The sequence below is a fragment of the Porphyromonas gingivalis ATCC 33277 genome (assembly GCF_000010505.1).
Lineage (GTDB): Bacteria > Bacteroidota > Bacteroidia > Bacteroidales > Porphyromonadaceae > Porphyromonas > Porphyromonas gingivalis.
The window spans coordinates 1,410,592-1,423,166 of the sequence record NC_010729.1 but is presented as its reverse complement, the minus strand read 5'-3'; the positions used below and the strand labels follow the sequence as shown (position 1 = coordinate 1,423,166).

The following is a 12,575-nucleotide window of genomic DNA, read 5'->3' as shown; positions in this document are numbered from 1 at the left end:
CCCTACTCGCTTTCCTCTCCTTTTTCGATCATATCGATCACTTCGCGCAGATCCTTCACGGAAATATCGCTACCGGCGGCAAAAAACTGTACCAGATGCTTATAGCTGCCCGTGAAGTAGTTGTCCACCATGCGGTGCATGGTTCGTGTAGCATACTCTTCGCGGGAGATACAGATACGATAATGGTAGGTTTTTCCCTCGCGAAAAGGTTTGATATAGTGTTTGCGTTCCAGATTTTTGAATACCGACGCAAGGGTCGTGTAAGGAGGTTTAGGCTCCGGCACTTCGGCCAGTACCTGACGAATGTTGCATGTCCCCAGTTGCCAGATGATATTCATCGTATCTTCCTCTATCGTAGTCAGTCGTTCGATCTCTTTCGGCATACTTTTTTTTTGCTAATGTATTGTTACATTGCAAACTTACGAATTATTCGTAAGAATACAAGCCTTTTCTACGAAAATTTCGCAGATTTATTTATCGAGCAAGGAAAAGCATGGCTATCGCAACGAAAGCCAGCAGGGAAAGAGCCTTTGCCGTACGGACAAGAAGCGCGTTCAACGCCGTACCCTCCTCTCGAAGAAGACGGCGGTAATTGGTCATGAAAAAAGCAAGATAAAGCAGCAGAAGCAGCAAACCACCGGCCGAAAAGAAAGGATAAAGCACCATCATGGAAAGCAGACCGCAGGCGAGATAGAGTTTCGGACCGAGGTCGCGTCCTTTCTTTACGAGGATCGTACGCTTGCCACTCTTGCGGTCTTCTTCATAGTCCCGATAGTTGTTCACGATGAGGATATTGACTCCGGCAAATCCCATCGCCGCGCCCAAATGCCAAAGATCGGAGGGGAAACTTTCGGCCTGAACGTAATAGGTGAAGAGGACAGGGATCAGACCGAAAAAAATGAAGACTGCGATTTCGCCCAACCCATGATAGGCCAAAGGATAAGGACCGGCACTATACGACAAAGCTCCAATGGCTACAACGACTCCCACGACCAGCAACCACCAGTTGCTAATGGCGCAAAGCAGAAAACCGCTAAGGCCGAGCAGAAAAAGAAAAGAGAAAAGAGCTGCGAGAACCTGTCGCTCCGACAACCAACCTTTGGAGATCCCACTTTCAAAGCCTACACGCTGATCGGTATCCGCACCCTTCTTATAATCGAACCAATCGTTGGCTATATTGCTGACCGTTTGGGCAGACACCGCTACGATCAAAGCCAAAGCGGCCTGTGGCCAGCGAAAATTGCCGTCAGCTATAGCATAAGCAATGGCTACAACGACAGGACTGACAGATGCCGGCAGGGTATGAGGCCGTAGCAAAGCGAGCCAAGCTTTGAGACGCGGGGGTGATCCGTTATTGCTCATCTGAGAAAAGACTTCCCGGTAGCGGACGCATATTATAGGAAGAAGCCATCACGGCTCCATATGCTCCGGCCGAACGAATAGCCAGATAATCGCCGCGTTTGAGTTCGGGCATGAGCAATTCACGCTCGAATACATCGCTGGATTCGCAGATAGGGCCGACAACATCGTATTTCTCTGTCAGAGCCGCTGAGGGAGAAGTCGCACGCATCGTCCATTCTCCGGGTTGCACCAACCGGATTTGGTGATGCGCCTCATACAAAGCCGGACGGACGAGGTCGGTCATACCGGCATCCACTATGGCAAACTTTTTTGCCTTTCCTTCTTTGATGTACAGCACTTGAGTAATCAGACTGCCGCATTGTGCCACCACCGAACGCCCGGGTTCGATATGCAGCCGAGCCTCACCGGTCTCTATCATCCGTCGATACCGCTCGATATAAGTGGCAAAATCAGGTATCGGTTCGGCCTCCGGCTCGTCATAATTGATACCAAGCCCGCCTCCCATATCTATAATGTCAGGGGAATAGCCGGCCGTACGGAAAGAAGCAAGGATGCGATTGGTCTTTTCGCATAGCTCCTCAAAAACCTTGGCTGACCGTATCTGCGATCCAATATGGAAGTGCAATCCTCTCCATACCAGCGATCCGGACTGTAAAAGGTGGGGCATCAGTGCAAACGCATCTTCGGGCAAAAGACCGAATTTGTTTTCTGCCAATCCTGTCGTTATATGGCTGTGCGTATGCGCATCGACCTCCGGATTGAGCCGAAGCAATATCGGAGCGATGTCGTTCTTCGATCCGGCCAATCGTTCGATGTTCAGCAATTCGGGCACACTCTCTACTACGAAAGCACCTATCCGCGCCTCTAAAGCAAGCAAAATCTCTTCATCGCTTTTGCCTACTCCGGCAAAAAAAATATCGGAAGCGGGAAAGCCTGCCTCGATAGCCGCTTCTATCTCCCATCCGCTCACACAGTCCGCCCCGAAGCCGGCAGCACCAATCGTCTGCAAAATACGAGGATGATTGTTCGCCTTGAGCGCATAGTGAATGGCAACATCGTGCCTTCCTGCACTCCGGGCGAGCGCGGAAAGCGTCCTCTCCAAGAGTGTCAGATCATAAAAATAGAAAGGTGTTTTCATTGAAAAACTACTAGTGGTTTCTCAAAAAAACTACTAGTGGTTTCAACGAAATCTACTAGTGGTTTCAACGAAATCCAATATTAGTTTTGGCGAAAAGTTCCATAAGTATAGAATGAGAGCTATATTGTCTTCACTTTCCCAATCTCTTGGGTCGAACTCACATTCGTGAATAAACCGTTTTCTAACAGATACTATCCGGCTGCTATTGCGTACTTTTGCGGCAAATCAGTACAAACAGCATGGATAAGAAATCTTTTCAGGAATATTATGCCACCGGTTTTAGCCATTGCTATGGTTGTGGCACATCGAACGAGCACGGTCTGCACGTAAAGAGTTATTGGGCGGAAGAGCATCCGGATGAGACGGTAGCGTATTTCCGCCCCGATTCGCATCATACGGGAGGATTCCCCGGCTTTGTCTATGGAGGGCTGATTGCCGCTATCCTTGACTGCCATGGCAATGGTACCGCAGCCGCTGCAGGTTATCGTTTTCAAAGTCGCCCGATGGATTCGGAGCCGAATCTGAGATACGTGACAGCTAATCTGAATCTCAACTATCGCCGTCCTACCCCGATGGGAGTAGACTTGGAGCTACGCGCCCATATCAAAGAGGTAACGGACCGGAAAGTACTGATGGAGCTATCGCTCATTGCAGAAGGGCAGGTAACGGTGGAAGGGAGCATGCTATCCGTCCTGCTGCCCGAAAAGAAGTAGGCCAAGTAAACGGAGAGGGCAGGATATAAAACGCGCTTTGCGACTCAAGCATAGACGGCACAGTCGGCCGAATATGAAAGAGTCGCAAAGCGCGTTTTTTCTTTCGAACCTTATTTCAATATCACGATGGCTCCGCGGGCACCATGTGCCCCGATTACCAGAGATTGTTCTATATCGGCAGTCTTGGAGGGCCCACTGATAAAGCAGGAGTATGGAGACTGCGAATCTATTTCGGCCACACGTTTATAAGCCTCGTGCATGTTGTGTACGAGCTTTGTCTTGTCCAAGACGATAACCAGGTATTCCGAAATAAAAAACATGGCTCGCTTCTGTATCGTCTGATCCACCCATACACATCCGTTCTCGCACACCCCTATTTCACCTTCGATAACAGCCAAGTCAGTACCGTTCATGTCGCCCGGATTCTCTACTTCATCCGGTTTGTAGGTAGCTATATGAATGTATGGAAGGGCCGATCCGATCCGTTTGGCATCGGGATATGCGGCTCTGATCACTTCGTTAATGTCCTGTCCGGGCTGAAGCTCTATGGCATCGCCACCGACTGCACGCGATATTTCGATGAAGCGGGCCACCTTGTCCGGATAGGTAATGGGAGTAAAGTTCATCTCCGGTTTCGGCTCACGCTGCTTGGTGTGCTGTTTGATTCTGTCTAATATGATTTGTCTGCTGTCCATGATGATTACTTCTTGATATTCTTCTTCCACCAATTATTGAACGAAGTAGAGGCAAAGCGAGGCAATTCGCGCCCCTTGCCCCATGCGTTCAGGCCGTTGTACAGCAGGAACCGAGGCAGACTGTTGGCTATGGGAGCCATTTTCAGAGCCGTATTGAAACGCCACGAACTATCCATCAGGTATTTCATACCGGCCGACATCAGCTTTTTCTCTTGGCTGGCACGCCCCAAATGATCCAAATCCTGACGCCAACGATAGATCTGCTCACCGAGGTCGATTTTCACAGGGCACACATTCGAACAGGAGAGACAGAGCGAGCAGGCCGATACATTATCGCTATACCGACGCGGATCCTTGAGCATCCCCAGATTGATCCCGATAGGCCCGGGGATGAAATAAGTGTAGGAATAACCGCCGGAGCGACGATAGACGGGACACGTATTCATACATGCACCGCATCTTATGCAGTTGAGCGTTTTTACGTGCTCCTCATTTTCGATGATGTCCGTCCTTCCGTTGTCCACGATGATATAGTGTAGCTCTCCACCTTCATGAGGCTTGCGGTAGTGTGCCGTATAGGTGGTAGAGGGCTGTCCCGTACCCGAACGCGCCAGAAGTCGGGTGAATACCCCTACGGCATCCAAGTCGGGTACCAATTTCTCCAGCCCGAAAGAGCAAATGTTCAATTTCTGACAAGCCATACCCATATCGGCATTGCCCTCATTAGTGCAAACGACCACTTCGCCTGTAGAGGCAACGGCAAAGTTGCCGCCCGTCATTGCTGCATCCGCGCTGATAAAGTCTTCGCGCAGGCTTTTGCGTGCTGCACGTGTCAGATACGTAGGGTCGTAATTGCCCTTCTCCGTACCCAACTTGTCATGGAATAGATCGCTTACAGCCTCGCGTTTGATATGGATAGCCGGCATCACGATGTGGCTCGGAGGTTCTTCCATAAGCTGGAGGATACGCTCGCCGAGGTCCGTTTCGATCACGTTTATACCCTTTTCTATAAGATATTCGTTCAGGTGGCACTCCTCCGTAAGCATGGATTTGCTCTTCACGAATTTTTTGACGCCATGATCACGCAGAATGCCATACAGGATCTCGTTGTGCTCCTTGGCGTCCTTAGCCCAATGGACGATGACACCGTTGCGACGAGCATTTTCTTCAAATCGCAGTAGCAGCTCATCCAAGTGTGTCACATTGTAGCGTTTGATGTCATGAGCCAGTTGGCGCAGATCTTCCCACTCCGGCACCGTATCACGCTGGATGTCGCGTTTGTGACGCACCATCCAGAGCGTCTCGTCATGCCACTTGGCTCCGGCCTTATTCTCCAAAAAGCGGGCAGCCGCTTCGCTATGCTTCGTACTCATAAGTTTGCTGCTAAAATTTCTACTGCATGAATTGTCTTGATCGGCAATTTCTCTCTGTCTATCACTCCCTGCATATGCATGAGGCACGAGCTGTCCGGCCCTGTGATGTACTCCGCACCTGTGGATATGTGATCCAGCACCTTGTCATACCCCATACAGGTGGATACCTCCGGCTCCTCCACCGAGTACATACCGCCGAAACCGCAGCATTCGTCTATTCGCTTCGGCTCGAATACCTCTATGCCCTGCACCATCTCCAATAGCCGGCGCACCTTGTTGTGGTACGGTCGGTGCACTTCACTGGAGGTGGACAGATGCAGTTCGCGCACACCGTGGCAACTGTTGTGCAGGCTCACCTTATGGGCGAATCGGGAGGGGAGGCTGGTGATCTTCAGGTCATCGTGCAAGAACTCGCATATATCCCGAACCTTGGCTGCCGACTTGCAGACATGTCCTGTCGGTCTGAGGATATGATCATAGTTTTCTTTCACGAAAGCAACGCAACTGGCCGATGGCCCTACGACTACATCATACGACTCGAACAGCTCTTCGAATCGCAGAGCCAGCTTTTGTGCTTTCTGTTCGAATCCGGCATTGGCCATAGGCTGGCCGCAACATGTCTGATCCATCGGGTAGTCGACATCTATGTCCAAACTCTTCAGCAGTTTGTACGTGGCGATACCCACTTCCGGATACACTGCATTGACATAACAGGGGATGAACAAACCTACTTTCATTGTGATAAATCTGATAATTGTATTCTTAAAAACTTTTGTCCCTATGCCCTGAAGAGGCACGAATGCTTCCTCTTCGGCCATACATCAGGGGAAAAACTCCATGGGAAAGTCAAAAAAGAAGCTCGCAAAACCAAAGAATACGGGCACCTTTCCCGATCCATATTTCACATGCCCTTCGGATACGATCGCATCGTATTCAAGCTCCTTATGGGTCTACTCTTCTATCCCAAAGTAAATATATTTCCGCCAAAAAGCATACCTCCGTCCGATAAATTTCTCTTAGCACGGAGGTTCTTATTCTCTACGGATCGGGGCGGCGACTATCGGCAACCCATGAATTGGAGGATGGCTTCTATGCGTAGTTGAGGCATGGAAGGCGGATGTGCCGAACTGTTGAATATGATGCTGCCGGCCGAGAAGTCGAGCATGGGTACATCATTGGCTCCATCGCCTACGGCAACTATTTCGGCAGGGGTGAGGGATAGCTCCTTGGCCAGGGAGCGGAGAAATTCGGCTTTGACCTTCGCATCCACTATGGTACCCGATAGACGACCTGTCAGCAGGCCATTTTCCACCTCTACCTCCGATGTGCAGATGTAGTCGAAGCCGTACCGCTCTTTGATGTTGTGCGAATAAAGTCGGAATCCTCCCGAAATGATAGCGGAGCGAATGCCTTGCTCCTTGAATTTGCGCATCAACGAAGGCAGTCCTTCAACGATCGGGAGAGATGCGGATAGCTCCTCCAGCTTCGCCAAAGGCAAGCCTCGTAGCATGGATACGCGCCTGCTGAAATTGTCCGGAAACTCCTCTCTCCCCGACATGGCAGCCTCCGTCAGTTCACCCATCTCATCGAGGCATCCGTGTGCGGTGGCCAGTTCATTCATGATCTCCGTGCGCACAAGCGTCGAATCCAGATCGAAAGCTACGAGTCCGATGCGCCCTACAGGTGTATCCTCTCTGCGAATACCGAGCATAATCGGATACGTCCGGGCCATAGGCATCAGAGCCTTTATCAACAGAGATTTGGCTCCTTTGTAGGCTACCGATAGCCGCACACAAGGATCGTATGTATCAGCCTCACGCACGAATTGGACTATCCGTGCGCCGATAGCCTCCACAGCACGACAAACCGCTGCCACATGCAGCAGATCTGCCCTTGCAGCCATGATATATATCCGATAGTCACCGTTCATTCCGCCACAAAGATAAACCCTTGCCGATGAAATGTTTTACTGTAAAACATTCGGTGGCTGTTACGATTCATTCGACTTCAGCATTTTCGTTACCTTTGCCAGCCCGATGAAGCTCTCTGTCGGAAGTTGGATGTCGCTGCCGAGAGAGCCGATTGCTTGAATAGAAATACATGGATAATAGACTCAACAATAATTGAATATGTACACACTGAACACCATTATACCCCCGATCTTTCCGGTCGATTCTTTCGCGCCCATAGCCTATCACGCCATTTCGATATTCGGACAAATAGTATAAACCCCTATGACGAATAAGTAGGAATAACCCCTCTTATACTCCCCTAAAGGCATAAGGCACCCGCATGGTTCGGCCACGAATCGTGTGGGTGCCTCTTTTATTTCAGCTCCTGAGAGGGCCTTTTCTGGCCTGCATTTTATATATAAATGACTTTCGATCTATATATAAATGGAAAACGATTTATATATAAATCAAAAACAATCTATATATAGATCGAAAACGGTTTATATATAGATCGTTATCCTCTCTTCTGAAAAGCATGTTTTGATCCGAAAAAGTTCGTTCCCTGAACTTTCAGACTTCAAAATCCGCTTCTTTTTACCCCCTTATTTAGAATCATTCCAAACTCGTCTTCGTTGTTGAAAACTTTTTTGGCACGAAAAAATAACCCGAATGGCATGCTCTGCTTTTCTCCGATCCGATCCGAAAGACAGCTTTTTCATCTATACGTCCTGTCTCTCATTTCAGGCAAAATCTTGGAAAAGCGGAACGAAAGGGTCGTTTCGGTATTGGAAAAGCGGAATAAACCCTCTCTTTATGCCTTGGAAAAACAGAAAAATGGCGGTTTATTCCATTGAAAAGCGGACGAATATGACTAAATTTGCGCTTCCTGAATAAGACTACGACACTAAAAGAAGGGGGGAATCCTTACTTCTATCTTATTCTTTGATTAAATACGGATGATACTTTATGGAAAAATTTTCTCTTTATGACTTCCTTGCCATTATTTTGCCCGGCATTGCCTTCATCGTGGTCTTTAGAATCATCTTCTCCTCTTTACATCTCTCGCTGCCTGTAGATATTCCCTTAGGTCTGGAGTCTACGATCGTTTATGCTCTTATATGCGGAGCAGTATTGTATGTCCTGAGTTTTTCGCTTGTGAAGCTATTTCCGAGGCTATTCGGTTTGTACCGGCATGTGGCGGATTTGTATCAGAAGATGAAAGCTTTGCATCCGATCATGAACGATACACTCAATCGGCAAGCAGAACAATGGGGGTTGGGAAAGATCTATCTATCGGAGGAGGAGTTTTGCCAATCGGAAGAAAAGGAGAAAATCAGAATGCTCCAATCGGATTTTTACGATCGTATGTGGTATAGACTCGATTTTCGAGGCAAATTGGGTAATGCCAAATCCTTTCAATGTTATTATTTCTTCTTCCGGCATTCTTTTTGGGGATTGGTACTGATCAGTCTCATTCTTTTGTCTTATAAACTCTTGGCTTACATCCCTGCCTGTGACATGGAGGACATTGGATGGAGAGAATATTCGGACATTGCTGTCCCCATCATGATTCTGTCTGCTTTGTTCGTTTTCTTGGCACAATGGTTTCGAATCAAGATGGTCGAGAAAATGTACTGGACATTTTATATATCGCTGATAGAACAAGAAAACTCAAACCTATGAATACAGTTCCTGCTTCTGAAAACAAAGGTCAATCCCGTACAGTGGAAGACGATCCGCAGTACTTCGGACTTTATCTCAACCTCGCACGAGAGAATTTGATAGAAGTCGAAAGTCATGTTCGCATTAAGTTCGGGAAGAAGAAATTGAATGAAGAGTCGCTCAAGCAATCTCTTCTTTGTGATCACCTGCTCTCCGTCGATCGCTGGACCAAAGTCTATGGCCATAGCAGACGCTATCTGCCTTTCCTCCATTATTTCGATCCGGATAGTCAGATCGAAAAAGACCATGATAGCAAGACCGGTGTGGATCCCGATTCGGCCCAAAGGCTGATCAGAGAGCTTTATTCCTTACTTGATTTCCTGCGCAATGATTTCTCGCACAATCGGCTTGATGGCACTACATTCGAGCATCTCGAAGTCAGCCCTGACATCAGCTCCTTTATTACCGGGACATACTCCTTGGCATGCGGGAGAGCACAATCGCGGTTTGCAGTTTTCTTCAAGCCCGACGACTTTGTCCTGGCAAAGAACAGGAAGGAACAATTGATAAGCGTAGCGGACGGAAAAGAATGCCTGACCGTTAGTGGCTTTGCCTTTTTCATTTGCCTCTTCCTCGATAGGGAGCAGGCTTCCGGTATGCTGAGCAGGATTCGCGGATTCAAACGAACCGATGAGAATTGGGCACGAGCCGTGCACGAGACCTTCTGCGATCTCTGCATCCGTCATCCTCACGACAGGCTCGAAAGCAGCAATACGAAAGAAGCTCTCTTGCTCGATATGCTCAACGAACTGAACCGTTGCCCCCGCATCCTTTACGATATGCTCCCCGAAGAGGAGCGGGCGCAGTTCCTCCCTGCGCTGGACGAAAATAGCATGAACAACCTCTCGGAAAACAGCCTGGACGAAGAGAGTCGATTGCTTTGGGACGGCTCTTCGGATTGGGCAGAGGCACTGACCAAGAGGATCCGCCATCAGGATCGCTTCCCCTATCTGATGCTTCGTTTTATCGAGGAGATGGATCTGCTCAAGGGTATACGCTTTCGTGTCGATTTGGGTGAAATCGAGCTGGATTCTTACTCCAAAAAGGTAGGCCGGAATGGTGAGTACGATCGCACGATAACGGATCATGCCTTGGCATTCGGCAAGCTGTCAGACTTCCAGAATGAAGAAGAGGTAAGTAGGATGATCAGTGGAGAGGCGTCTTATCCCGTACGCTTCTCTCTCTTTGCTCCCCGCTATGCCATATACGACAATAAGATAGGCTATTGCCATACATCCGACCCTGTATATCCTAAGAGTAAGACAGGGGAGAAGAGGGCCTTGAGCAATCCTCAGTCGATGGGATTTATCAGTGTGCACGACCTTCGTAAGCTTCTCTTGATGGAGTTGCTGTGTGAGGGGAGCTTCAGCCGTATGCAGAGTGATTTCCTCAGAAAAGCGAATCGGATCCTGGATGAAACGGCAGAGGGAAAACTACAGTTTTCGGCATTATTCCCTGAGATGCGCCACCGATTTATCCCTCCACAGAATCCGAAGAGCAAAGACCGGAGGGAAAAGGCTGAAACGACTTTGGAGAAATACAAGCAGGAGATAAAGGGGAGGAAAGACAAGCTCAATAGCCAACTGCTGTCGGCATTCGATATGGATCAGAGACAACTGCCCTCACGTCTTCTGGATGAATGGATGAATATCAGGCCTGCAAGCCATTCAGTCAAGCTTCGTACTTATGTCAAGCAGCTCAATGAAGACTGCCGACTACGCCTGCGGAAGTTTCGGAAGGATGGCGATGGGAAAGCTCGTGCCATACCTCTCGTCGGTGAAATGGCTACCTTCCTCTCTCAGGACATCGTCCGCATGATCATAAGCGAAGAGACGAAGAAGCTGATCACCTCCGCTTACTACAATGAGATGCAACGCTCTCTGGCACAATATGCCGGAGAAGAGAATCGCCGCCAATTCAGGGCTATCGTGGCAGAACTGCGCCTTCTTGACCCCTCTTCCGGGCATCCGTTCCTTTCCGCGACCATGGAGACAGCTCATCGGTATACGGAAGGCTTCTACAAATGCTATCTCGAGAAGAAACGGGAATGGTTGGCAAAAATTTTCTATCGGCCGGAACAGGACGAGAATACAAAAAGGCGGATAAGCGTCTTTTTCGTGCCGGATGGCGAAGCACGAAAACTACTGCCCCTCCTCATCCGTCGGCGGATGAAGGAGCAGAACGACCTTCAGGACTGGATCCGAAACAAGCAAGCCCACCCCATAGATCTGCCATCGCATCTCTTCGATAGCAAGGTCATGGAGCTACTCAAGGTCAAAGACGGAAAGAAGAAATGGAATGAGGCCTTTAAGGACTGGTGGAGTACCAAGTACCCCGATGGTATGCAGCCTTTCTATGGACTGCGCAGAGAGCTGAATATCCACGGCAAATCTGTATCTTATATACCGTCAGACGGAAAGAAATTCGCCGATTGCTACACGCATCTGATGGAGAAGACCGTACGGGACAAAAAGCGAGAACTGCGAACTGCCGGTAAGCCTGTCCCTCCTGACTTGGCTGCCGACATCAAGCGGAGCTTTCACCGAGCTGTCAATGAACGTGAATTTATGCTCCGCCTCGTGCAAGAAGACGATCGGCTTATGCTGATGGCCATCAACAAGATGATGACCGATAGAGAAGAGGATATTCTGCCCGGACTGAAAAACATAGACAGCATATTGGATGAGGAGAACCAATTCTCGCTGGCTGTCCATGCTAAGGTCTTGGAGAAAGAGGGTGAAGGGGGTGATAATTCTCTTTCTCTTGTGCCGGCAACGATCGAAATCAAGAGCAAGCGTAAGGATTGGTCCAAGTACATACGCTACCGGTACGATCGAAGGGTACCCGGACTTATGTCCCACTTTCCCGAGCACAAAGCTACGTTGGATGAAGTCAAGACTTTGTTGGGCGAATATGATCGCTGCCGCATCAAAATCTTCGATTGGGCATTTGCACTCGAAGGAGCCATCATGTCTGATCGCGACTTGAAGCCGTATTTGCACGAGTCGTCGAGCAGGGAGGGTAAGAGCGGAGAGCATTCTACACTGGTGAAGATGCTGGTGGAGAAGAAAGGCTGTCTGACTCCTGACGAAAGCCAATACCTGATTCTGATTCGCAACAAGGCTGCTCACAACCAATTTCCCTGCGCTGCAGAAATGCCTCTTATTTACCGAGATGTGAGTGCAAAGGTCGGTAGCATTGAGGGATCTTCTGCCAAAGATCTGCCGGAAGGTAGTTCTCTGGTAGATTCATTATGGAAAAAATACGAAATGATAATTCGGAAAATTCTTCCGATTCTCGACCCTGAAAATAGATTTTTTGGAAAGCTTTTGAATAATATGTCTCAACCTATCAATGACTTATAAAGGGTCGGTTGGGAATACCCTTAGTTAGAAGGGTGGAGACAACTTTAGAGTGGTTTCTAATGCTTCTAGTTTTGTTGGGAATACCCTTAGTTAGAAGGGTGGAGACAACAATTGTTCCATTATATCGTGCTTATTTGAAGTTGGGAATACCCTTAGTTAGAAGGGTGGAGACAACTTTAGAGTGGTTTCTAATGCTTCTAGTTTTGTTGGGAATACCCTTAGTTAGAAGGGTGGAGACAACTACCGAAGCCACTG

The 12,575-nt window shown here is 48.7% G+C and carries 11 protein-coding genes and 1 CRISPR repeat array (1 of these 12 running past the window's edge); of the genes, 4 read left to right on the top strand and 7 right to left on the bottom strand.

Annotated elements, in window-relative coordinates; translation table 11 throughout:
• Positions 1–2: 2 nt before the first annotated feature.
• The 3 genes from PGN_RS06095 to lysA form a co-directional block, all read right to left on the bottom strand.
• Positions 3–383: a BlaI/MecI/CopY family transcriptional regulator gene (locus tag PGN_RS06095; RefSeq protein WP_012457244.1), complete on the bottom strand. Its 381-nt coding sequence runs from the start codon at positions 381–383 to the stop codon at positions 3–5.
• A gap of 91 nt (positions 384–474) precedes the next feature.
• Complete coding sequence (menA, locus tag PGN_RS06090) at positions 475–1,362, bottom strand: 1,4-dihydroxy-2-naphthoate octaprenyltransferase (protein WP_012458158.1); 888 nt, start codon at positions 1,360–1,362, stop codon at positions 475–477.
• The gene (gene lysA, locus PGN_RS06085) at positions 1,352–2,500 is read right to left on the bottom strand and encodes a diaminopimelate decarboxylase (RefSeq protein ID WP_012457242.1); all 1,149 of its coding nucleotides are present in this window, start codon (positions 2,498–2,500) and stop codon (positions 1,352–1,354) included. The genes menA and lysA overlap by 11 nt, the downstream gene beginning before the upstream one ends.
• Positions 2,501–2,739: 239 nt before the next feature.
• Between lysA and PGN_RS06080 the strand changes: the two genes are divergently transcribed.
• Positions 2,740–3,213: a PaaI family thioesterase gene (locus tag PGN_RS06080; RefSeq protein WP_004584294.1), complete on the top strand. Its 474-nt coding sequence runs from the start codon at positions 2,740–2,742 to the stop codon at positions 3,211–3,213.
• Positions 3,214–3,323: 110 nt separating this feature from the next.
• On the opposite strand, the gene PGN_RS06075 is transcribed toward PGN_RS06080, so the two are convergent.
• From PGN_RS06075 to serB, 4 genes are all read right to left on the bottom strand, one after another.
• Positions 3,324–3,908 carry a LutC/YkgG family protein gene (locus PGN_RS06075; RefSeq protein WP_004584295.1) on the bottom strand — a complete coding sequence of 195 codons (585 nt, stop codon included), beginning with the start codon at positions 3,906–3,908 and terminating at the stop codon, positions 3,324–3,326.
• 5 nt (positions 3,909–3,913) lie between these two features.
• Entirely contained in the window at positions 3,914–5,281 is a 1,368-nt protein-coding gene (locus PGN_RS06070) for a lactate utilization protein B (protein ID WP_012458157.1), read from the bottom strand.
• Entirely contained in the window at positions 5,278–6,018 is a 741-nt protein-coding gene (locus tag PGN_RS06065) for a (Fe-S)-binding protein (RefSeq protein ID WP_039417529.1), read from the bottom strand. The genes PGN_RS06070 and PGN_RS06065 overlap by 4 nt, the downstream gene beginning before the upstream one ends.
• Before the next feature lie 320 nt (positions 6,019–6,338).
• Positions 6,339–7,184: a phosphoserine phosphatase SerB gene (gene serB, locus PGN_RS06060; protein WP_230846996.1), complete on the bottom strand. Its 846-nt coding sequence runs from the start codon at positions 7,182–7,184 to the stop codon at positions 6,339–6,341.
• A gap of 58 nt (positions 7,185–7,242) precedes the next feature.
• On the opposite strand from serB, the gene PGN_RS12110 reads away from it, so the two are divergent.
• The 3 genes from PGN_RS12110 to cas13b all read left to right on the top strand — a co-directional run bounded on the left by PGN_RS12110 (position 7,243) and on the right by cas13b (position 12,320).
• A complete protein-coding gene (locus PGN_RS12110) occupies positions 7,243–7,371 on the top strand; it encodes a hypothetical protein (RefSeq protein WP_012458154.1) in 129 nt (42 codons plus the stop codon).
• A gap of 828 nt (positions 7,372–8,199) precedes the next feature.
• Entirely contained in the window at positions 8,200–8,916 is a 717-nt protein-coding gene (csx27, locus tag PGN_RS06055; protein WP_012458152.1) for a type VI-B CRISPR accessory protein Csx27, read from the top strand.
• Positions 8,913–12,320, top strand: coding sequence for a type VI-B CRISPR-associated RNA-guided ribonuclease Cas13b (cas13b, locus tag PGN_RS06050; RefSeq protein WP_012458151.1), 3,408 nt, complete (start codon positions 8,913–8,915; stop codon positions 12,318–12,320). Before csx27 ends, cas13b begins: the two co-directional genes overlap by 4 nt.
• Before the next feature lie 7 nt (positions 12,321–12,327).
• A CRISPR array of direct repeats spans positions 12,328–12,575; the repeat unit is 36 nt; unit sequence GTTGGGAATACCCTTAGTTAGAAGGGTGGAGACAAC; it runs 581 nt beyond the window's last position.